Raw genomic sequence first — 21,635 nt, 5'->3', positions numbered from 1 at the left:
TTCGGTATATGACCCTCCCCTACGGCTCCTGGCCGTCTGAGATCACCGCCGAGTCACTCACCGAGGGCGCTCTCGGGCTGGGTGAGATCGCCTACGACGGCACGGACCTGTTCTGGCTGCAGGCCCGTCCGACCGAGGGCGGAAGGGTGAGCCTGTGGCGCCGTTCAGGCGCTCCGGGCAGCGAGCGCGACACCGAGCTGACGCCGGCGCCGTTCAATGTCCGCAGCCGAGTCCACGAATACGGCGGTGGTGCATTCGCGGTGGCCCGAGGGCTCGCGGTGTTCTCCCACTTCGCCGACAACCTGCTCTACCTCGTCTCCGACCGGACCGGCACCGAGCCGCGGCAGCTCACCGGCGACTCCGCGCTGCGCTACGCGGCGCTGCGGATCTACCCGGACCGCGGTCTGATCATCGCCGTCCGCGAAGATCATCGCGATGCCGACCGTGAGGCCGTCAACACCGTGATCGCCCGGCGGATCGGTGACGGACCCGACGCCGACGACATCGTCTTGTGTGCCGGTGCCGACTTCTACGCCTCCCCCGAGTTGTCGTCGGACGGCCGGCTGACCTGGGTCGAGTGGGACCATCCGAACATGCCGTGGGACTCGGCCCGGCTGCTGGTGGCCGAACTGCCGAATGATCTTTCCGGTGGTCTTTCCACGACCACCGCACCGCTGGAGAGCCATCTCGTCGCAGGAGGCGAGGGCGAGTCGGTGGCCGTGCCGCGCTGGCTCGGCGACGGCTCGTTGATCTTCGTCTCCGACCGCACCGACTGGTGGAATCTCTATCAGTACGACGGCGGCCGGGTGGCGGCACTGCACCCAACGGAGGCCGAATTCGCTCCGCCGCAATGGAGCCTGGGCAACCAGCCGTACGTGGTGATCGACGATGATCATCTCGCCTGCAGCTGGAACATCGGCAACCACGAGCACCTGGGCATCCTGACCCTGTCGTCCGGTGAGCTCAGCGAGCTGGAACTCGGTGCGACCGAGTTCGGCACCCTGGCCGCCGGCGATGGCCGGATCGCCACCCAGACCAGCTATCTCGACCGGCCCGGAGAGCTGATCACAATCGAAATCAGATCCGGCCGGACGACCATCGTCCGCCGATCGCAGGAGACCAGCATCGACCCGGAGTTGATCTCCGGGCCGGTCGAGGTGTCGTGGGACTCTGATCAAGGTCCGGTGCACGGGTGGTTCTATCCGCCGCGTCATGGTGATCTCGCGGGTGCCCCGGGCGAGCTACCCCCGATGATCACCATGAGCCACGGCGGCCCGACCAGCGGCAGCGCACCGCACTTCAATCCGTCCGTGCTCTACTGGACCAGCCGCGGTATCGCGGTCCTGGATGTCAACTACGGCGGCAGCACCGGTTACGGACGTCGCTACCGCGAACGACTGCGCGGCAACTGGGGCATCGTCGATGTCGCCGACTGCGCCGCCGGCGCTTCGGCGATGGCCGACCAGGGCCGGGCCGACCGCAACCGGCTCGCGATCATGGGCGGCAGCGCGGGCGGCTACACCACGCTGCGGGCCCTCACCGCAAGCAAGGTCTTCACCGCTGGGATGAGCCTCTTCGGCATCGGCGACATCACCGCGCTCGCCACCGACACCCACAAATTCGAATCCCGCTACATGGATTCGCTGGTCGGGCCGTACCCGGAAGCGGCCGACGTCTACATCGACCGGTCGCCGATCCACCACGTTGATCAACTGACCGCGCCGATCCTGCTGTTGCAGGGCACCGAGGACAAGGTGGTGCCGCCCAACCAGGCCGAGACCTTCGCCGCCGCCGCCCGCGAGAAGGGGCTTCCGGTCGCGTTGATCATGTACGAGGGTGAGGGGCACGGCTTCCGCCGGTCGGAGAACATCATCAACTCCGTCCAGGCCCGGCTGGCCTTCCTCGGCCGGGTCTTCGGCTTCACGCCGGCCGATGATCTTCCGGACCTGAAGATCGAGAATCTCTAGCGAAGTTGAAGCCACCAGACGACAGGTAGTCGTCCCAAGCCGTCCGGAGGGTTGTCGGCCAATTCCTTGATCGCCAGGCGGAGACGATTCAGTCCGGACGGCGTGCGCGGGAATCGGGAATGGTGGCAGTACACAATCCCGACGTGATCGGGCACCTGCGCCGCGGCAACGCCGAAGGTGCTGACGTCCTCGGTTACGACGACCCGGCCCTCCGTCGCCGCTGCGCTCAGCACCGTTGTGACATCGGCACCACGTAGCTCCGGCCGGTCGGAGATCAGCGCGACGACATCGATCCCGTCCGACGTCAATTCCCGCGCCAGTCGGCCCGGATAGTGCTCGTCGAGCAGAAAACCGCGGACTGCTGGGCTCAGATGGCACGCAGTTCCTGCCGCTGTTCCCAGGCACGCAGAGCCGCATCCTGATCAGCTTGGTGTCGCTCGAGCAGCTGGTCGATCTCATCCCGGTACGCCGCCCAGTACGTCAGAGCCGCCTCGACATCGGCGGGCGACAGCCCTACGGATACAGCAACGATCTCAGTAGTCCGCTCCGACGCCGAGTGTTGTGACCAGGCCTCAGCGACCGTCCACACCTGTGGTCCGCTCAGCAACGCGGCGCGACGCTCACCTGTGTTCGTAGTCAGGAACGTGATCCGGGGATGGGACTGCATCCGAAGCCACTCTGCCGCAGCCCGGACAACGACCGAGGACTTGGACGTTCCGGTGCGGCGCGCGAGATCGGAGATTTCACGATCGAGTTCCGGAGGAAACCGGACCGGAGTCGGAGACACCATGTAAGCAGTCTAGTGCCGTCGGGCAAAGGCAACTACGTTGTATTCATCCTGGCCCTAGTGCCGGACGAGAACCGAAGATCGCGGTCCCGACGCGTACGGTCGTCGCGCCATGGGCGATGGCAAGTTCGAAGTCGCCGGACATGCCCATCGACAGCTCCTCGTACGATCCGGTGCTCTTGTCGTCGTCGCGCAGCCGCTGCCGCAACTCGGTCATCCGGACGAAACAGGCCTCGACGACCTTCCGGTCGTCGGACCGAGCGGCGATGGTCATCAGCCCGCGCGGCCGGAGCCGGTCGTAGCTCCCCAGTCCGGCGGCAAGGTCAGCCACCTCGGCCGGCGGCAGACCGAATTTGCTGTCTTCCCCCGACGAGTTGACCTCGATGAAGACATCGAGGGTGCGGTCGAGTGCCTCGAGCCGGTTCTGCAGCGCCTCGGCCAGTCGCAGGCTGTCCAGCGCATGGAACTCCGCGGCACAGGCGGCGACATCACGTGCCTTGTTGCGCTGCAGGTGCCCGATCATCGCCCACTGCAGGTCCTCGTGGTCGGCAAGCTCGGTCGCCTTGGCGACCACTTCCTGGACCTTGTTCTCGCCGAAGATCCGCATCCCGGCCGCGTACGCCTCCAAGATCGCGTCAGTGCCGAAGGTCTTGGACACCGGCAGCAGGCGTACCTCCGAGGCCGGGCGGCCGGCACGCTCGCATGCCGCGTCGATCGCAGTCCTGATCCGGGTGAGATTGTCTGCGATCGCCATGACCGAAACCCTATCCACGCCACCGCGTCACCGGACGCGCACTAGGCTCGTGGCATGCGACGCGACGGTGCGTTGGACCCGGGAGCAGGCGATGGGCGGACCGACCTCCGGCTGCTGGCGAGCGCCCACGACGCCTTCGTCTCCGACGGATCGGTGGATCCGGTGGTCCGACCGATGGTGCTGGACTCCTGGCGGCGCAGCCTGACCGGCGGTGCCGACCCGGAGACCATGGTGGCGCCGTTCGTCATCGATGCCGCCGGGCTGGCCGAACTACGCGATCAGCATCCGCTTGGGCCGGTGATGCCGGTGATCCGCCAGCTGCTGGTCGAGGAGGCCGAGTTGGCCGGGATGCTGGTCGCGGTCTCGGACGCGGCCGGGCGACTGCTGTGGGTCGAGGGCAACCATGCGATGCGCAGCCGGGCCGAGCGGATGAATTTCGTCGAGGGCACCAGTTGGCGCGAGACCGACGCCGGCACCAACGCGCCGGGGACGGCGTTGGCGCTGGACCGCGAGGTGCAGATCTTCCGGGCCGAGCATCTGGCCCGGACCGTCACCCCCTGGAGCTGTACGGCTGCACCGATCCACGATCCCGACACCGGATCGCTGGTCGGCGTCCTGGACCTGACCGGCGGCGACCCGGTTGCCGGGCCGACCAGCCTGGCGCTGGTCCGGGCGACCGTCCGCGCGGTCGAGTCGGAGTTGCGGATCAATCGGCTGACCCGGCCGCCCGGATCGGACCGGAACGGCTCACGGCCGGCGCTGGAGGTGCTCGGCAGGCATCAGGCCGAGTGGCGCAGCGGTGCCCGCCAGACGCGGCTCGGGCTGCGCCACAGCGAGATCCTTGTGTTGCTGGCCGAGTCGACCGACGGGATGACCGCCGACGAACTCGAGGCGGCGTTGAGCGTGCAGCCGATCGCGACGGTGACCGTACGCGCCGAGCTCTCCCGGCTGCGGCAGGCGATCCTGCCCTACCGGATCACGACCCGGCCATACCGGCTGGACGTACGGCCCGACAGCGATCTCGAGCGGTTGCGGGCGGCGGTCGCCGGCCATGATCATCGCCGTGCGGTCGAGCTCTATCGCGGGCCACTGCTGCCGCACTCGGAATCCCCCGCGATCATCGACCTGCGCGAACAGCTACACCACGGCGTACGCAGGCTGCTGTTGGAAGCCGGGGACCCGGATTCCCTGCTCCGTTTCGCCGACACCGACTTCGCCCGACCCGATCTGCAGCTGTGGCAGGCCGCCGAATCCCTGCTGCCGGACGGTTCCCCGCGTCGGTCCGAGGTGCTGCGCCGGATCCGTGCCCTGCTCGGTGATGACGCGTAGGACTAGCCAAGGTCCGAGGACAGCCAGTGCTCGGGTCGCATCCGGATCCGGTGCTCGCGCCGCGCGAAGTCCACATACGGCTCAACCGCATCTCGTGGCAGATAACGGCGTGCCATCCGACGGACCTCGTCCTCGGTCGAGGGTCCGAAGTCGATCACCGGCCCCTCGATACTCACATAGCGCGTCGTCGGAGTCGCCCGCCGGACGAGCAGGGTGAACCTGCCGGCCTCGGAAATCAACTTCGCCTTCCGCGACTCGGGCCGCGACAGGACCCAGGCCACTCCGCCGGGCTCGTAGTCGTACCAGATCGGCTCTGCAAGGAATTGCTCACGTTCGTGGATCGACAGCGGCATGACTCCGACGATAGACAGCACCGCCGACAGTGGTCGATAGCCTCTGATCATGGCTGCTCTGGCATCATTCGCCCGGATCTGTGTCAGCGACCTCGATGCCGGGCTGAAAGCGTTGACTGCATCCGGTGTCACCGACGTTCGGTTGAGGTTCGGACACCCTGCCAGCCTACAACTTGCCCTTGTGGGCGAGGTCCTCGTCCTGGCCGGGTCGGACGAGGTCATCGAGCCGTTCCGCTCGACTGATGTGACCGTCATCGTCGATGATCTTGACGGGGCAGTGGCTGCGGCGCTGTCGGCTTCGGCCGAGATCATCCGCGAACCCGCGGAACAGCAAGTGGGCCGAAACGCCACAGTCGCCTTTCCCGGCGGTCCGATCATCGAATACGTCCAATGGAACGAGGAGACCCGCACGGTCGCAGGTCTGTGAAGCGCGCCTCCACTACTGTGCTGCAGATGTACGAGTTGCAGCGCGTCCGGGCCGACCACCAGGCGTCGCTGCTCGCCTTCGAACTGGAGAACCGCGGCTACTTCGCACAGTCGATCTCCGACCGTGGCGACGAGTACTTCGACCATTTCGCCCTGCGGCACGATGAGCTGTTGGCCGATCAGGACGCCGGCTTGGTCGCAAGCTACGTGCTCGTCGACGAGACCGGCGCGATCCTGGGCCGGTTCAACCTCTACCGAATCAGAGACGGTGCGGCCGAGGTCGGCTATCGGATTGCCGAGCAATCGGCCGGGCGCGGACTCACCACCGCCGCCGTACGAAAACTCTGCAGGCTGGCAGCGTCACGCCACGGCCTGCACACGCTCAGGGCGGCGACCAGCGACCAGAACTTCGCGTCCCAACGGGTCCTGCTCAAGGCAGGGTTCGTGCCCGGCGAAGTCGCCGATCCGGCCGATATCGGCGGCAAACAAGGACATTGGTACCACCGGGACCTCACCGCCCGGACGGACATCGCGGCAACAACTCCGGTCGCCGGCACCGGTGAACAAAGTTCCGAATTCAGTGCAGGATCGCCCCGAGCACTCCGCCGATGACAAGATTCTCGTCCCAATTGGTCGGGCCGAGACCCACCCGCGCGATCACCAGATCCTCCGACGGGACCACGTACAGCCGGTTGCTGTTGTACCCCTTCATCGCAACCAGGTCACCGGGCAACGATGGGTTGTCCGGGCCGCGGTTGAGCCAGAAGCCCAGTCCGTAGTCGGGGTTGAGTTCCTGGGGCGTGGTCGCTTCCCGCAGGTAGTCCGGCGGCAAGACCTGGTCTTGGCCCCAGCGGCCGTCCTGCAGGATGCAGTAGCCGAGCCGCGCCAGCTCCCGGGCGGAGATGTGCAGCCCGATGTGGGTTGTCGACACCGGACCCAGCCGGCCGAAACCGCCGGCCGACTCCCAGTCCCAATCGGTGAGTCCGATCGGGGCGAAGACCTCCGAGCCGAGATAGCTGCTCACCGATCGGCCGGTGATCTCCTGGAAGATCATCCCCAGATGCAGGTAGCCGGCACAGCTGTAGTCCCAACGGGTGCCCGGGTCGGCGGCCAGCTCGGCAGTGCTGGCGCCACCCCGTCCCGGGACCAGGCCGAGCGCGTACTCCAGTTCCCCACCCGCAGGCGTCGCCGCGTAGGTGCCGAAGATCCCGCACGACTCGCCGCGGATCCCGGAAGTCATGGACAGCAGATGTCGGATGGTGACGCCGGCCTTGCGCGGGTCGCTGAGCGCGATGCCGTCCGGCAACAGGTCGTACGCCGCAGTATCAAGATCAAGATCGGCGGCACCGGAGGCCAGCAGGTGGCCGAATGCCAGGCTGGTCACCGCCTTGGTGACGGAATGGACGTGGATGCGGGTCCCGGGACGGGCGTTCTTGGCGTAGTACTCGCCGGCGATCCACCCGTGCCGGACCACGACGATGCCGTAGCCGGTGCCGTCGTTCAGGAAGGTCTGGAATGAGCCCATCAGATCCAGTCGCTGCTGGTCCATCCCGCACAGGTCGGCGACCTGGACCTCCTCGGTCGCGGTCCGCCAGGCCCCCTCGGCGCGAGCAGGCGGGAAGTAGTCGGTCACGGCGGCTCCTGGTCGGTCTATGACGGGTTGACGGCGTCGGCCAGCCGATCACAAGCCGAGTCCCGGTCCCACTGACCGTCAAGATAGCCGGTCCACGCTTCCAAGATCGGATTCCGGAACTGCAACCGATCACGGATCGCCTGCGCGAGGTCACGAACCAACGCACGGCTGGCCTTTATACAGCACGATCTCGGCCGCGGCCCACCCCTGACTGTCCGGAGCGCTCGTCGAACAGGTGATGTGAGTCGGATGCAGCGAGGTGATGCAGGTTCAGCGACGGCTCACTGGAAAAGGTGAAGTAGCCGTCGACCGCCATGCCGCCATGGATTCCACAATCTCTCCGGACGCATCCAGGTCAGGCAGGTACTCTCCCTGCATGGAAGCGCCGACGTCGTTCATCATCCGACCGGACCGCGTCTTCGATGGCGTCGCCGTGCAGGACGATGCCGAGATCCTGGTCCGAGACGGCATGATCATCGCTGTCGGCCCAGGACTGTCGGCTTCGGACGAGATTCCATGTATCGGCGCCACCGGCGCGACGCTGATCCCCGGGTTGATTGATGCGCACGCCCACGTCGGGCCGGGTCGACTGGAGCAGGCGCTCGTCTTCGGCGTGACCACAGTCCTGGATATGTTCAACGATCCTGGGGCGATCGCCGGGTTGAAGACCGCTGCAGAGAGTTCGCCTGCCCGGATGGCCAGCGTGTTCTCCGCCGGCACCGGGGCCACCGCACCGGGCCGCTGGCCGTGGTGGCTTGTCGAGGCCGGCGTGTTCGAGCCCTTCCCCACAGTGAGCCGCGTCCAGGAGGTGGAGACCTTCGTCGCGGACCGCATCGCTGCGGGTTCGGACTACATCAAGATCTTTTCCACCGGCGATGGGTCGGGCGAGGATCCGAACGCCCTTCCGGCGGAGGTCATCTGCGCGATCATCCAAACCGCCCACCGTTACGACCGCCTTGCGGTCGTCCACGCGCAGTTCACGAGCCGCGCGGTCGAGGCGATCGAGCTCGGCGCCGACGGCTTGATGCACGCCCCCATCGATCGTCGATCGGCGGCTCACCTCGCCGAGATCGCCGCCCAGTGCGGAGTCTTCGTCGTCCCCACCATGGGAGTGCTGGCAGACTCGCACGGCACCCCACGCGGCACGCTCGTACGCGATGATCCGTTCCTGGGCCCGTACCTGGACGACACGGCGCGAGGCTTTCTGTCGATCGATCGCCCGAGCCAAGCCACTGCAGAACGGAACTTCGATCACCTCGCCGGGAACGTCAGCGAACTCAACGACCTGGGAGTTCCGCTGCTCGCGGGAACCGACGCAACGAATCCGGGAGTTGCCCACGGCGCCAGCCTGCACGACGAGTTGATCTTGCTGACCGACGCTGGGCTGACGCCCGAGCAAGCTCTCACCGCTGCTACACAGGCGCCGGCGCAAGCATTCGGTCTCACCGATCAGGGCTCGATCGAAGCCGGTCGGCGGGCAGATCTTGTCCTCGTCGACGGCGATCCGACGCGCGACATCAGTGCGACGCGGCGGATACGTCAGATCTGGCACCGGGGTGTCCCGGTCGTACGACGCTAGGACGCCAGGACGTCGGCGAGGATTCGGGCGACCCCGACGCCCCGTTCACCGTCGGTGATCATGCCTCCCGCGGTACGCACCCAGGACTTCACGGCCGGTTCGGCGTTGACGACCGTTGCCGCGGCGAAACCGTGACGGCCATCGAGCATCGGTCGGTCGTTGATGCCGTCTCCGATCGCCAGGATGGCTGCCGGGCCGAGATCCTGATAGCGCTGCTGTCCCAGCAGCGCCTGCAACGTGCTGCCCTTGTCACAGCCCTTGTCGTAGATGTGGGCGATCCGACCGTTGCGGTTGCAGGCCAGCGGCCCGGTCGCCAGCTGCGGTGCGAGCCAGTCGACCAACGTCTCCACCTCCCGGTCCATCGAGAAGGTGACCGACCGCAGCCCGCGGGCGATCGAGTTGTCGCGGTCATTGATCTCACACGACCATCCTTGGGCAGCGGCACGATCCCGCATCCGGGTCGCCCACTGCAGAGCGAGCGGATCCAACGCGGCCCATCGATCACGCACCTCGGTGTTCCACGGCTGCAGCGGAGTCAGCGTTTCCGCTCCGTCGTCGCGTCCGGCCGCATGCCGATCGCCGTCGGCGGTATTCAGGAAGACCCACCGCTCGTCGCAGATCAAGGCATCGAAGCAGGACATCAATCCGGACCGGGTCAACAACCTCGTCTGGAAGTCGACCGACCGTCCCGACGCGGTGACGCAGGCGATCCCGGAGGCACTCGCTTTCTTGATCATCGCAGCGCATTCCGGCGCCACCGAGCCGTCCGCCTCCAGGATCGTTCCGTCGAGATCGAACGCGACCAGCTCTACTGACACCTGCAACTCCCCCTGCGCGACGCGCTTCGCGTCCCACTCGACCGATCAGAGCCAGTCATGCTACCGAAGCCCTGGAGCCCGCCGACGACAACGTTTGTGCAACGCCGAATGAGTAGCGTCGATGTCTCCCGACAGAGGAGTCACGGATGACCGTCTATGCCCAACCCGGCGCCGAAGGCAGCGTCGTCAGCTACCAGTCTCGCTACGACAACTGGATCAACAACGAGTGGATCGCTCCCGTAGGCGGCCGGTATTTCGAGAACCCCTCCCCGGTCACCGGCAACACCTTCTGTGAGGTCGCCCAGTCCGGCGCCGAGGACATCGAGCTGGCGATCGATGCGGCCGAGGCGGCCGCGCCGGCGTGGGGCAAGACCTCGGTGAGCGAGCGCGCGGTGATCCTGAACAAGATCGCCGACCGGATCGAGCAGAATCTCGAGATGCTCGCCGTCGGCGAGACGTGGGACAACGGCAAGCCGGTCCGCGAGACCCTGGCCGCCGACCTGCCGCTGGCCGTTGATCACTTCCGCTACTTCGCCGGCGCCGTACGCGCCCAGGAGGGCGGCATCAGCCAGATCGACGACAACACCATCGCCTACCACTTCCATGAGCCGCTCGGCGTGTCGGCCAGATCATCCCGTGGAACTTCCCCTTGCTGATGGCGACCTGGAAGCTCGCTCCGGCTCTGGCCGCGGGCAACGCCGTCGTACTCAAGCCGGCCGAGCAGACCCCGGCTTCGATCCTGTTGCTGATGAATCTGATCGGCGATCTGCTGCCACCGGGCGTACTCAACGTGGTCAACGGCTTCGGCGTGGAGGCCGGCAAGCCACTGGCATCCAACAAGCGGATCCGCAAGATCGCCTTCACCGGCGAGACAACCACCGGCCGGTTGATCATGCAGTACGCCAGCCAGAACCTGATCCCGGTCACCCTGGAGCTTGGCGGCAAGAGCCCGAACATCTTCTTCGAGGACGTCTCCCAGGCCGACGACGCCTTCTACGACAAGGCTCTCGAGGGATTCGCGATGTTCGCCCTCAACCAGGGCGAGGTCTGCACCTGCCCGAGCCGGGCGCTCATCCAGAATTCGATCTACGACCCGTTCCTCGGAGCAGCGACCGATCGGGTCAAGGCGATCAAGCAAGGCAATCCGCTGGACACCGAGACCATGGTCGGCGCCCAGGCCAGCAATGATCAACTGGAGAAGATCCTTTCCTACATCGACATCGGCACCCAGGAAGGAGCCCGGGTGATCACCGGTGGCGAGCGCGTTGATCTTGGTGGCGATCTGTCCGGTGGCTATTACGTGGCACCGACGATCTTCGCCGGCACCAACAAGATGCGGATCTTCCAGGAGGAGATCTTCGGTCCCGTCGTCTCGGTCACGGGCTTCGACGACTACGACGACGCGATCTCGATCGCCAACGACACCCTGTACGGCCTCGGTGCCGGCGTCTGGTCCCGCAACATCAACACCGCCTACCGCGCCGGTCGCGACATCCAGGCCGGTCGGGTGTGGACCAACTGCTACCACCAGTACCCGGCCCACGCCGCGTTCGGTGGCTACAAGTCCTCCGGTATCGGCCGCGAGAACCACCTGATGATGCTCGATCATTACCAGCAGACCAAGAACATGCTGGTGTCCTACGACGAGAACAGGCTGGGCTTCTTCTGATCATGAGCGAACGCGTTGCCGTCACCCCGGAGGCCGCGGAGCTGCTCCGCGACCTCTGGGATGCCAACGGCCCGCTGATGTTCCACCAGTCCGGCGGCTGCTGCGACGGTTCATCGCCGATGTGCTTTCCCGACGGCGAGTTCCTGACCTCTGACGCCGACGTCCACCTGGGCGAACTGGAGATCGGTGCCGGCGACAGCGACGACCGCCAGGTGCCGGTGTGGATGTCGGCCGAGCAGTACGCCTACTGGCGGCACACCCACCTGACCATCGACGTCGTCAACGGCCGGGGCGCGGGATTCTCCCTCGAGGCACCGACCGGGCGCCGATTCCTGATCCGCTCCCGACTGCTGGACGAGTCAGCCGTGAGCGAGGCCGGCGATGCGGTCGCAGTCGGAGTGCAACCGCGCACCGATCGCTAGCTGCCTGCAGGCCCCCGAACAGATTGACAGGGTGCTCAGGTAGCGTGCCGCCATGGCAGCGCCAGGCCCACGACCTCCCACCGTGCCACGGATCGGGACAGCCGTTGGCGTGGGCGTGCTGCTGGTCCTCGGGCTGGTGATCGCGGCGGTCCGGCCGCCGTGGCAGATCCACCCCATCGTGATCAACCTGCCGACCCCCAAGCCGCAGCCGATGCCCACCATGCAGCAGGCGACGCCCAACGGCACCGCGTCGATGCGTCCGCCGGCACCGGCCGGGCCGCCGCCGGACCTGTCCTGGGTCAAATGGGTGCTGTTGGCGATCGTCATCGCCGCGGTCCTGGTCCTGCTGGCGATCCTCCTCATGCGATTGGCAGCCGTCCGGCAGATGTACGCCGCCCGCCCGGACGACGACATCGAGGTCGCCGACATGGCGCTGCCCGATCTGCCGACGCTCCAACAGGGCGCCGCCAAGGCCGAGGAGCGGCTGCTGGCGATCGGCAATCCCACCGATGCGATCATCGCCGCCTGGCTCGCTCTCGAGGAGGCGGCCGACAGCTCTGGGGTGCACCGCCGGCCGGCCCAGACGCCGACCGAATTCACCGCCGACGTACTCGGTCGGACCGGTGTGCCGACCGAACCCGTACAGACCCTGCTCGGGCTCTACCTTCGGGCCCGGTTCGCCAGCCATCCGCCGTCGGACGACGATCTGACCACCGCACGGCGCTGCATCCGTGACCTGGCAACTGCCTGGAAGGACTTCGCCGAGGCGCGGACCGATGCCGGGAGCGGCTCATGAGCAACGCGCTGCGCGCTATGGCGATGCCTGACAGCGGTCGCAGTCGCGGTGGCACCGTCGCCGCCCTGATCGCCGCCGGTCTCGCCCTGCCCGCGCTCTGCTTCTTCGTGCTCGGCATGCCGATCCTGCAGGCCCTGCTGATCGGCGCGGTCGCCGTCGTCGTCGCCGCCCTGGTCAGATTTCCCCCGGACGGATTCGACAGCGGATTCCCCGAGCCGCCGGCGCCGATCCGCGACCGCGGCGCGCGGCGGGAGGCGTTCCGGCTGTCCTGGAACGTCACCGGCCGCAATGATCGCGTCGGCAGCACCCTGGTCACCCGCCTGCAGGTGATCGCCGAGCACCGGCTGGCGGTCCGCGGTCTGCGACTGCACGATCCCGCCGATCGTGACCGGGTGATCGGCCTGGTCGGCGCCGGAGCCTTCCAACTGCTCTCCCGTCCCCCCGGCTCGGAGGCCAGGACCCGGGACTTCCACCAGGCCCTCGCCGCTGTGGAACGGCTGACTGACGACGAAGCTGACTGACGATGAAACCGCTGAGACTCGATAGGGAGATTTGATGACCGAGACGAAACCTGCCCCGACCCGGACCGAGCCCCAGCCGGAGCCACTGTCGGTGGCCGAGATCTCCCGGCTGTGCAGCACGGTGCTGGACGAGGTCGGGACGGTCGTCGTCGGCATGCAGGAGGCCCTGAAGACGGCGCTGGCCGCGATCCTGGCCGGTGGTCACGTGCTCTTCGAGGACGTACCGGGTCTGGGCAAGACGCTGGCCGCGCGGAGCCTGTCGTCGGCGCTCGGATTGGAATTCGCCCGGCTGCAGTGCACGCCGGACCTGTTGCCCGCCGACATCACCGGCTCCTATGTCTTCGATCCGGCCAAGGCCGCCTTCGAATTCCGCCCCGGTCCGATCTTCACCGGCCTGTTCCTGGCCGACGAGATCAACCGCACCACACCGAAGACCCAGTCGGCGCTGCTGGAGGCGATGGCCGAGGGCCAGGTCACCGTCGAGGACCACAGCTTTCCGCTGCAACGCCCCTTCCACGTGATGGCCACCTCGAACCCGATCGAGTACGAGGGCACCTACCCGTTGCCGGAAGCCCAGCTGGACCGGTTCATGGTGCGGCTGGCCGTCGGCTACCCGGCCAAGGAAGCCGAACGCGACGTGCTGCGGCGCCGCCTCGCCCGCCAGCACGAGGAGTCGAGTGTCGCAGCGGTGATGGACGCCGCCACCGTGGTGGCGATGCAGCGCGGGGTCGAGCAGGTCACGGTCGACCCCGACATCCTCGCGTACTGCGTCGACCTCGCCTCGGCGACCCGGGATCATCCGGCCGTCGAGGTCGGCGCATCGCCCCGCGGATCGCTGGCACTGATGTTGGTGTCCCGGGCCCGGGCGGTGATCGAGGGCCGCGACTACGTCACGCCGGAGGATGTCAAGGGCGTCGGACCGAGCGTCCTGGCCCACCGGCTGACCCTGACACCGCAGAGCTGGGCGTCCGGACTGCCGGCCACCGAGGTCGTCAACAACCTGCTCAGCCAGGTGGCCGGACCAGCAACCACCCGATGAAGACCAAGTGGTGGCCCACCAGCGGGATGGCCGTAACGATGGTCCTGGCCGTCGTGATCTTCCTGCTCGGGATGCTGACCGGACGGCTGCAGGGCGTCGCCCTGGCCGTCGTGCTGCTGCTGGGTTGCGGCTGGATCCAGTTGCGCCATCCGCACGCCTCCGGCACCGTCCGGCTGACCACCCGCAGCGGGACGACCAGCGAGTCGCGGGTCGGCGCCACCGTCAGCTGGCAGCCGGCGGCCGGCGTCGACGCACTGCGCCTGCGCACCACCGCGCCGGGCCATCGTTCGGTCGACACGGTGGTCGCCGCACCGCGCCCTTCGACAAGCTCAGGCCCCTCGACAAGCTCAGGGTCGGAGGAACGGCGGATACCGATCAGCATCCGCACCGCCCGTACGGGTCGCCGGCCGATCTTCACCGTCGATCACCAGGAGCGCTACGGCGCCGGCCTCTACACGTCCGCGGGTGACACCGCCGGACCGATGTCGATCACGGTGCTGCCGAAGGCGACACCGTTGCGCGAGGTGCCGCTGCCCTATCGGCTCTCCGGCCTGACCGGACCGCACGATTCCCGCCGGGCCGGCGACGGCAACGATCTCCGCGACATCAACCTCTTCACCCCCGGCGACCGGCTGCGCCGGATCGACTGGCGGGTCACGGCCCGGCGCAACGGCCCGGGGCCCGGGACTTCCGGGCCGGCGATCACGGACCTGTACGTCCGCCGCACCCACGCCACCGCCGACGCGGCCGTCATGCTGGTGCTGGACTCCCGCGACGAGGTCGGCCCGGATCTGACCACCTGGAACGACTCCAGCAGCATCCCCGAGGACGTCCCGACCTCGCTGGACAACGCCCGCGCAGCCGCCTTGACGATGGCCCGCCGCTACCTGCAGGCCGGCGACCGGGTCGGGCTGGAGGACCTCGGCCGGATGCACCGGCCGGTCCCGCCGTCGGGCGGCCAGCGACAGTTGCAGCGGCTCAGCATGCGGATCGCGCTGGCCGAACCCGAGGGTGAGCCACGGGCCAGGAACCGGCCGCCCAGGATGCCGTCCGGTGCCCTGATCGTCGTCTTCTCCACCTTCCTGGACAACGAGACCTGGCATCTGGCCCAGCTGTGGCACGGTGCCGGACACCGGGTGCTGGCGGTCGACGTGCTTCCGGAGCCCGATCTGCGCAACGCCCCGCGCCGGCTGGTGACTGCCTACCGGATCATCGCGATGGAACGTCACGACCGGCTGACCGCCCTGGCCCGGTCCGGCGTCGAGGTGATCGACTGGACCGCGACCGGCGACCGGCCGGTCCAGGTGACGCTGGCCGCCTTGACCAGGAAGCGGGTACGCCGATGAGCTTCGGCGGAATCGGTGACCGGCTCTCGACCGGCGTGGGACGGCGGGTCGGCCGCTGGCAGGACTCGGCGCGGCAGGCCAGGGCCGGGATCAACGCGCCCAAACCGCCGGTGCGGGTCGAGACCGGGCAGGCGGCACCGGGGTGGGCGTACCGGATCGGCTGTCTGGTGCTCGGCGTCCTGGCGATCATCGCCTTCGCGCCGGGCGTCGTGCTGATCGTGATCTTGAGCGCACTGCTGGCGCTGGTGCTGCTCCGACCGGCTGCCGGCACCGCCGGACTGTTCTGCGGTGTGCTCGGGCTGTTCTGGATGATCGAACCCAGCCCGCCGAATTCGCTGGCCCAGATCGCCGTCCTCGCCCTCGCACCGGCACTGTGGGTGCTCGCCGGGGTGATCGCCGACCTGCCGCTGCGGGCCAGGATCGAGATCGCCGTGCTGCGGGCTCCGGCGATCCGCTACCTGGTCGTGCAGGTCGTCGCCCAGGTGGCCCTGATCGGGGCCCAGTTGCTGCACAGCCACCAGCAGGGCATCGGCGCCGGCTTCGCCGGACTGCTGGTCCTGGTGATCGCGGTGATCATGGCCGTTGCCGCCTGGCTGCTGTTCCCGCGGCTGCGCGGCGACCAGCAGTAGGTCAGGGCCAGCGGGCGCCGAGCGAGATCGCTCCGATCGCGGCGAGGATGGCGAACACCAGCCCGAAGCCGGCATAGCGGTAGGTGACCTCCCGGTCGACCTTGACCTTGCCGACCGACGACCCGATGTCCTTGTAGACGGCCTTCAACTCGCCGGCGGACTCGGCGCGGTAGGCCTGGCCGCCGGAGATCTTGGCCACCTCGGCCAGCTCCCGCCGGTCCACCGGCACGGGCTGCCGGGTGCCCTGGATCTCGATGTAGCCGTCGGGGGTGCCGTACGCGACCGTGTATATCTCGACATTCTGCGCCTTGGCCGCCTCGGCGGCCTGGGCCGACGGGCGCCCGATCTGGGTCTTGCCGTCGGAGAGCAGCACGATCCTGGCCGGAGGCTTGCTGTTGGGATGATCCGGGTCCGGCGGCGCCTCGGCGATCGCCTGCAGCGACGTGAAGATGCCTTCGCCGATAGCCGTCGAGGGCTGCAGCTTCATCGACTCGATCGCCGCCACTGCCGCACCGCGATCGGTCGTCGGCGGCAGCAGGATCGTCGCCGTGCCGGCGAATTCGACTACCGCGACGTTGAATTTCGCCGGCAGGCTCTGGACGAACTGCTTCGCCCCGTCCTTGGCAGCGGTCAGCCGGTCCGGCTTCACGTCCTGGGCCATCATCGAGTTGGAGACGTCGATCGCCACCACGATGGTGGCACGTTCGCGGGGTACCTCGACCGTCGACTTCGGCTTGGCGAAGGCGACCGTGAGCGTCATCAGGCTGAGCACCGACAGGCCCACAGCAACGTGCCGCTTCCACGGCAACTCCCGGGGGATCACGAAGTCCAGCATCGACTGGCCGTACTGCTGCTTGCGGCGCTGCGCCTTGCGGCGGTAGAGCCCGAGATACAGCGCGACCAGTGCCGGGATCAGCAACAGCAGCCACAACCGGTCCGGGGCCAGGAACGACAGCATCGGAGTGATCAGCTGTCCGGTCATCAGTCCGGTCATCAGTCCGGTCATCATCATGGCCACCTCGCCCCCAGGGAGATCGCACCGAGCGCGGCCAGCACCGCCAGCGCCAGGCCGTAGCCGGCGAACCGGGCGGTGATCTCCCGGTTCGCCTTCTCGTAGCCGACCGAGGAGCCGATGTTCTGGTACACCGACTTCAGCTCATCGGGTGTGGCCGCGGAGAACATCTTGCCGCCGCTGAGCTGGGCCAGTTCCTGCATCAGGTCCTTGTCCGGCGGCACGGTGTAGCGCTTGCCGTCCAGATCCACATAGCCGTTCTCGGTGCCGTACGCGATCGTGTAGATCGGGATCTTCTGTTGTTTGGCCCTCACGGCCTCCTGCGCCGGCGCCGGACCGGTGGTGTTGGAACCGTCGCTGAGCATCACGATCGCGGCCGGTGCCGGGGTTTTCGGATGCTTGGGATCCTTCGGCGCCTGACCGACCGCGCGCAGGGCGGCGTCGATGCCCGCACCGATGGCGGTCGAGTCCTCCAGCTTGATCGTGTCCATGGCCCGGATCGCGACCTGGTGATCGGTGGTCGGCGGGCTGACGATATTCGCGGTGCCGGCCATCGCCACCACCGAGACATTGAATTTCGCCGGCAGCGAGGTGATGAACTTCGTGGCGGCGGTCTTGGCTGCGGCCAGCCGGTTCGGCGCGACGTCGGTGGCCTGCATGGACAGCGAGTTGTCGATCACCACGACCACCGTCGCCCGCTCGCGCGGCACGTTCACCTGGGCCTGCGGCTGGGCGAAGGCTGCGGTCAGCGTGATCAGGCTGAGGATCGACAGCGTGACCGCCAGGTGCCGTCGCCACTGCGACTGCTTGGGCATCACGACATCGAGCATCGAGGTGTTGGTGAAGCGCATGCCGCGGCGGTTCCGGAATCGGGTCAGCACGATGTAGGCCGCGACCAGCACCGGGATCGCCAGCCACAGCAGCAGCCGGCCGGGGACGGCGAAGGAGAAACCGTCCAGGATCATCGGCTGGCCGATCACTTGGCCGATCACTTGGCGACTCCTTGTGGCGGTGCGTGCAACATGCTGGCGACCCGGCGGTAGGCCAGGACGAAACGGGCGATGTCGGCCACCCAGTCCCGGTCCGTCCGCAACTGGATGTGGCCGGCACCTGCTCGACGCAGCGCGATCCGAATCCGTTCCCGCTGCGCCGCGCTGGCGGCGTCCATCCGAGCGCGGGCGGCCGCGTCTCCAGTATTGACATAGCGTTCAAAGTCGGTCTCAGGATCGCGGATCAGCATCTCCCCCACATCGGGGAACTCGATCTCACGCTTGTCGACCACCTCGACCGCCAGCACCTGGTTGCGGACCGCGAGCCGGCGCATCGCCCGCTCCCACTCCGGCTCGACATTCGGGTCGAGTTCGTGGTCACCCGGGGTCAGGAAGTCCGAGACCACCACCCGTAGGCCGCGGCGGCGCTGGGTGCGGGCCAGCTGGTCGACGGCGTGGGCCAGGCTGTAGCTGCCGGTCACGTGGTCGGGCACGAACGGTTCGGTCAGCATCCGCCGCAGCAGCCCGTACAGGGCCGAGCGTCCGGACCGGGCCGGCAATCGGCGCAGGCTGTCCGGGCGCATGATGTAGCCGCCGAACCGGTCGCCCTGCTTCTGGCTGAGGAAGCCAATGGTCGCGATCGCCGCGATGCCGAGGTCCCGCTTCGTCACGCCCTCGGTGCCCCAGTTCATCGACGGAGTCACGTCCAGCATCGCCCAGACCTCGAGTTCGCGGTCGGCCATCGTGTCGCGGACGTACGGGACGGTGGTGCGGGCGGTGACGTTCCAGTCGATCTTGCGGACGTCGTCCTGGCCCGGTTGGTAGATCCGGGCATCGTTCGCGTCGGTGCCCGGCCCGGGCAGCAGGCCGAGATGGTCGCCCTGCAGGAAGCCCTCGAGCCGGCGGACGATGGTCAGCTCGAGCCGGCGCAGTGCCGCCTCGGGCGCCAGCTTGTTGAGCGGGATGGTCGGCCGGGACGGCACCCCGATGACCGAGCCGACCGCACCCGGAGCCTCGTCGGGATTCTTGAACGCCGGAGTCGCCGCCGGCGACTTGTCCTCAGGAGGCGGATAGTTGGGCGGCGGGTAATTGGGCGGCGGGTAGCTCACGCAGTGGTCCCCGGAATCAGCGCTGGCTCAGCTGAGCGCCGTACGAGCCGCCGTAACCGCCGGCCGCGGGCCCGCCGGCCGCGGGCTGGGCCTGGTTGGACCCGCGCTGGCCAGAATTCCAGACCGGGGTGGGCGGTGGCACGGTGGCCAGGATCCGCTCGATCACCTGGGCGGTGTCGACATTGTCGGCGACAGCGTCGAAGCCCAGCGTGATGCGGTGCGCCATGACATCCTTGGCAACCGCCTGGACATCGGTCGGCAGCACGTAGTCGCGGCCATGGATCAGCGCCAGCGCCCGGGCGGCGGCGACCAGTCCGAGCGTCGCACGCGGCGAACAGCCGATCTGGATCACCGAGGCCAGGTCGGGCAGGTTGAATTCGTTGGGAGTACGGGTCGCCATCACCAGCCGGACGATGTATTCGGCGACAAGATTGTGCACGAATACGTCCTGGGCCTTCTTCTGCAACTCCCGGATCAGTTCCGGATTCAGGATCGGCGTCGCCTCCGGCGGCTCGACACTCATCCGGCGCAGGATCTCGAATTCCTCGTTGCCACGCGGGTAGGGCACGTCGACCTTGAGCAGGAACCGGTCCCGCTGCGCCTCCGGCAGCGGGTAGACGCCCTCGGACTCGACCGGGTTCTGGGTCGCGATCACGATGAACGGCTTGGGCAGCTTGTGGGTCTCGCCGCCGATCGACACCTGGCCTTCGGCCATCAGCTCCAACATCGCCGACTGCACCTTGGCGGGCGCCCGGTTGATCTCGTCGGCGAGCACGAAGTTGACGAACACCGGGCCCATCTCGACGTCGAACTTCTCCTGGCTGGCGCGGTAGATCCTGGTACCGACGATGTCGGACGGCACCAGGTCGGGGGTGAACTGGATGCGGGCGAAATCGCCGCCGACCACGGTCGCGAAGCTCCGCACGGCCAGCGTCTTCGCAACACCCGGGACGCCCTCGAGCAGGATGTGGCCCTTGGCCAGCAGGCCGACCATCAGCTGCTCGACCATGTGCTCCTGGCCGACGATGACCCGCTGCACCTGGCCGATGGCCTGGCGCAGCAGCTTGGCCGATTCGGCGTTGGCTCCGGTAGCCGGACGGGGCGTCGGTGCGGAGCCGTTGGATGCCGGCGGTCGGGTGGCACTGTCCGCGGAGTGCTGAACCGGCGGCTGCTGGGGCGCGCCCTGCGGGGCCGGCGGCTGCTGGCTGTTGGGTTGCTGTGAGTTCTGGGGCGCGGGCCAATTCCCGGGCGGTGGGTACTGCGGGCCGGTATTCGGGCTGCTCACGCGCTACTCCTGGATCGTTACCGTACGTGCGATCGGTGTCCGATGATTGTCGCAGACCATTCCATCATCTCCGCGGGCCAAGCTTGGACTGCACCGGTACCAGGCACAATAGGTACCCGTCGCACCTGTGAACGACCGCACAGCACCAGCAGAAAAGGACCTGATGTCGAACGAGCCGTCCGAGCAGCCGGGACCCGATCAAGCCGGAGACCCGGCCGGCGACTCGGTCTACATCAGTCCGCTGTTGCCGGAGGATCCCCCCAAGGTCGGTGACTACTGGATCGACGGACGGCTGGGCGCGGTCCCCGCCGGGGTCGCTTTCACCGGCCACGCCGATCGGCCGGAGGGCGGCGACGTCCCGGTGATGGTGCTGTTGCTGAGCGAGGGTGCGGCCTCCGATGCTGCCGCCCGGGACCGGTTCGCCGGGCTGATCAACGAACTGCACATCGACACCGTGATCGCCCGCGGCGGCCGCGGCCAGGACTTCGGCCGGATGGGTCGCAAGTACCGGGCCGAGGACCATCCGGTGGCACCCGACGACCGGCCGCCGGCGCCGTGGGCAGCTCTGGCCTACGACGGCACACCGGCCGCTGCGGCTGAGGCGGAACGGATCCTGAACGCGGTCCAGCTGAGTTGGCTGCCGCCGCTGGGTGCCGCCAGCGGACCGGACTACCGGCTGTACTGGATCGACAAGGTCAAGCCGGGACTGACCCGACTCTGGCCGCTGCCCTGGCCCGGCCGGTACGACCGGGCCGGCTGGCGTTCGATCCTGGTGTCCTGGTTGCTGATGTTGCTGCTGGCCGCGCTGGCAGTCCTGATCGCGATCCTGATCTTCCACAACCAGGCTCCGCAGTCACCGCCACCGCCGACCGGCGGTTCGGGAAGCCCGCCGCCGCAGAGCAGCTCACCGTCACCGCAATCGTCCTCACCGTCGCCCCAGTCGGGCTCACCATCACCGCAGTCGGCCTCGCCGTCCCCGCAGTCCGGCTCGCCGAGCCCGACCAACAGCGGATCGCCGACCAACCACTCACCCAGCCAGTCGCCGTCGATGACCGGGTCGGCCTCCCCGAGCCCGACCAACACCGGCGGTGGCGGCGGTGAGCCGAGTGAGACGGCGACGGCCAACGCCAGCGAGTCTCCCCGGTCCCGGTTGTAACGGTCGAGGTTGTAGC

Annotated in this window: 22 protein-coding genes and 1 pseudogene; 13 read left to right on the top strand and 10 right to left on the bottom strand. The window is 68.0% G+C overall.

Annotation, left to right across the window (positions count from 1 at the left end; genetic code table 11):
• Positions 1 to 8: 8 nt before the first annotated feature.
• On the top strand, positions 9 to 1,967 hold the full coding sequence (locus IEY07_RS22800; RefSeq protein WP_188898245.1) for a S9 family peptidase: 1,959 nt from the start codon (positions 9 to 11) through the stop codon (positions 1,965 to 1,967).
• Here the strand turns inward: IEY07_RS22800 and IEY07_RS22795 are convergent.
• The 3 genes from IEY07_RS22795 to IEY07_RS22785 are packed head-to-tail and all read right to left on the bottom strand — an operon-like array spanning position 1,964 to position 3,508.
• Complete coding sequence (locus tag IEY07_RS22795) at positions 1,964 to 2,314, bottom strand: DUF5615 family PIN-like protein (protein ID WP_268239257.1); 351 nt, start codon at positions 2,312 to 2,314, stop codon at positions 1,964 to 1,966. The genes IEY07_RS22800 and IEY07_RS22795 overlap by 4 nt on opposite strands.
• 20 nt (positions 2,315 to 2,334) lie before the next feature.
• Positions 2,335 to 2,757, bottom strand: coding sequence for a hypothetical protein (locus tag IEY07_RS22790; RefSeq protein WP_188898243.1), 423 nt, complete (start codon positions 2,755 to 2,757; stop codon positions 2,335 to 2,337).
• A gap of 43 nt (positions 2,758 to 2,800) precedes the next feature.
• Positions 2,801 to 3,508 carry a YggS family pyridoxal phosphate-dependent enzyme gene (locus IEY07_RS22785; RefSeq protein ID WP_188898241.1) on the bottom strand — a complete coding sequence of 236 codons (708 nt, stop codon included), beginning with the start codon at positions 3,506 to 3,508 and terminating at the stop codon, positions 2,801 to 2,803.
• A 54-nt stretch (positions 3,509 to 3,562) separates the two neighbouring features.
• Here IEY07_RS22785 and IEY07_RS22780 point away from each other — a divergent pair, with 54 nt between their 5' ends.
• Complete coding sequence (locus IEY07_RS22780) at positions 3,563 to 4,837, top strand: GAF domain-containing protein (RefSeq protein ID WP_188898239.1); 1,275 nt, start codon at positions 3,563 to 3,565, stop codon at positions 4,835 to 4,837.
• Positions 4,838 to 4,839: 2 nt separating this feature from the next.
• On the opposite strand, the gene IEY07_RS22775 is transcribed toward IEY07_RS22780, so the two are convergent.
• A complete protein-coding gene (locus tag IEY07_RS22775; RefSeq protein ID WP_188898237.1) occupies positions 4,840 to 5,190 on the bottom strand; it encodes a pyridoxamine 5'-phosphate oxidase family protein in 351 nt (116 codons plus the stop codon).
• A gap of 49 nt (positions 5,191 to 5,239) precedes the next feature.
• Here IEY07_RS22775 and IEY07_RS22770 point away from each other — a divergent pair, with 49 nt between their 5' ends.
• Together IEY07_RS22770 and IEY07_RS22765 are read left to right on the top strand one after the other, a co-directional pair.
• On the top strand, positions 5,240 to 5,617 hold the full coding sequence (locus tag IEY07_RS22770) for a hypothetical protein (RefSeq protein ID WP_188898235.1): 378 nt from the start codon (positions 5,240 to 5,242) through the stop codon (positions 5,615 to 5,617).
• Between the two features lie 26 nt (positions 5,618 to 5,643).
• Positions 5,644 to 6,228, top strand: a complete 585-nt coding sequence (locus IEY07_RS22765; protein WP_188898233.1) for a GNAT family N-acetyltransferase — start codon at positions 5,644 to 5,646, stop codon at positions 6,226 to 6,228.
• Here the strand turns inward: IEY07_RS22765 and IEY07_RS22760 are convergent.
• Complete coding sequence (locus tag IEY07_RS22760; protein ID WP_188898231.1) at positions 6,194 to 7,249, bottom strand: serine hydrolase domain-containing protein; 1,056 nt, start codon at positions 7,247 to 7,249, stop codon at positions 6,194 to 6,196. The genes IEY07_RS22765 and IEY07_RS22760 overlap by 35 nt on opposite strands.
• A gap of 376 nt (positions 7,250 to 7,625) precedes the next feature.
• On the opposite strand from IEY07_RS22760, the gene IEY07_RS22755 reads away from it, so the two are divergent.
• Entirely contained in the window at positions 7,626 to 8,828 is a 1,203-nt protein-coding gene (locus tag IEY07_RS22755) for an amidohydrolase family protein (protein WP_188898229.1), read from the top strand.
• Here the strand turns inward: IEY07_RS22755 and IEY07_RS22750 are convergent.
• Positions 8,825 to 9,646 (bottom strand): HAD family hydrolase, encoded by an 822-nt coding sequence (locus IEY07_RS22750; RefSeq protein ID WP_188898227.1) that lies wholly within the window; start codon positions 9,644 to 9,646, stop codon positions 8,825 to 8,827. The genes IEY07_RS22755 and IEY07_RS22750 overlap by 4 nt on opposite strands.
• Positions 9,647 to 9,792: 146 nt before the next feature.
• Between IEY07_RS22750 and adh the strand changes: the two are divergent.
• From adh to IEY07_RS22715, 7 genes and pseudogenes are all read left to right on the top strand, one after another.
• Positions 9,793 to 11,315, top strand: a pseudogene (gene adh / locus IEY07_RS22745) (aldehyde dehydrogenase).
• A gap of 2 nt (positions 11,316 to 11,317) precedes the next feature.
• Complete coding sequence (locus tag IEY07_RS22740) at positions 11,318 to 11,737, top strand: DUF779 domain-containing protein (protein WP_188898225.1); 420 nt, start codon at positions 11,318 to 11,320, stop codon at positions 11,735 to 11,737.
• A 52-nt stretch (positions 11,738 to 11,789) separates the two neighbouring features.
• Positions 11,790 to 12,533 (top strand): DUF4129 domain-containing protein, encoded by a 744-nt coding sequence (locus IEY07_RS22735; protein ID WP_188898223.1) that lies wholly within the window; start codon positions 11,790 to 11,792, stop codon positions 12,531 to 12,533.
• Positions 12,530 to 13,054, top strand: coding sequence for a hypothetical protein (locus IEY07_RS22730; protein ID WP_188898221.1), 525 nt, complete (start codon positions 12,530 to 12,532; stop codon positions 13,052 to 13,054). The genes IEY07_RS22735 and IEY07_RS22730 overlap by 4 nt, the downstream gene beginning before the upstream one ends.
• Before the next feature lie 34 nt (positions 13,055 to 13,088).
• Positions 13,089 to 14,093, top strand: coding sequence for an AAA family ATPase (locus IEY07_RS22725; RefSeq protein ID WP_188898219.1), 1,005 nt, complete (start codon positions 13,089 to 13,091; stop codon positions 14,091 to 14,093).
• On the top strand, positions 14,090 to 15,439 hold the full coding sequence (locus tag IEY07_RS22720) for a DUF58 domain-containing protein (protein WP_188898217.1): 1,350 nt from the start codon (positions 14,090 to 14,092) through the stop codon (positions 15,437 to 15,439). Before IEY07_RS22725 ends, IEY07_RS22720 begins: the two co-directional genes overlap by 4 nt.
• Positions 15,436 to 16,068: a hypothetical protein gene (locus IEY07_RS22715; RefSeq protein ID WP_188898215.1), complete on the top strand. Its 633-nt coding sequence runs from the start codon at positions 15,436 to 15,438 to the stop codon at positions 16,066 to 16,068. The genes IEY07_RS22720 and IEY07_RS22715 overlap by 4 nt, the downstream gene beginning before the upstream one ends.
• Position 16,069: 1 nt before the next feature.
• Here IEY07_RS22715 and IEY07_RS22710 read toward each other — a convergent pair whose 3' ends face one another.
• From IEY07_RS22710 to IEY07_RS22695, 4 genes are all read right to left on the bottom strand, one after another.
• A complete protein-coding gene (locus IEY07_RS22710; RefSeq protein WP_229670557.1) occupies positions 16,070 to 17,077 on the bottom strand; it encodes a VWA domain-containing protein in 1,008 nt (335 codons plus the stop codon).
• Positions 17,077 to 18,072: a VWA domain-containing protein gene (locus tag IEY07_RS22705; protein ID WP_229670556.1), complete on the bottom strand. Its 996-nt coding sequence runs from the start codon at positions 18,070 to 18,072 to the stop codon at positions 17,077 to 17,079. Before IEY07_RS22705 ends, IEY07_RS22710 begins: the two co-directional genes overlap by 1 nt.
• A complete protein-coding gene (locus IEY07_RS22700; RefSeq protein ID WP_188898297.1) occupies positions 18,069 to 19,058 on the bottom strand; it encodes a DUF58 domain-containing protein in 990 nt (329 codons plus the stop codon). Before IEY07_RS22700 ends, IEY07_RS22705 begins: the two co-directional genes overlap by 4 nt.
• A gap of 136 nt (positions 19,059 to 19,194) precedes the next feature.
• Entirely contained in the window at positions 19,195 to 20,241 is a 1,047-nt protein-coding gene (locus tag IEY07_RS22695; RefSeq protein ID WP_188898295.1) for an AAA family ATPase, read from the bottom strand.
• A 385-nt stretch (positions 20,242 to 20,626) separates the two neighbouring features.
• Between IEY07_RS22695 and IEY07_RS22690 the strand changes: the two genes are divergently transcribed.
• Positions 20,627 to 21,619 (top strand): hypothetical protein, encoded by a 993-nt coding sequence (locus IEY07_RS22690; protein ID WP_188898212.1) that lies wholly within the window; start codon positions 20,627 to 20,629, stop codon positions 21,617 to 21,619.
• Positions 21,620 to 21,635 lie beyond the last annotated feature (16 nt).

This window comes from Microlunatus endophyticus, assembly GCF_014646195.1.
Lineage (GTDB): Bacteria > Actinomycetota > Actinomycetes > Propionibacteriales > Propionibacteriaceae > Microlunatus > Microlunatus endophyticus.
This window is presented reverse-complemented; position numbering and strand designations above follow the sequence as displayed.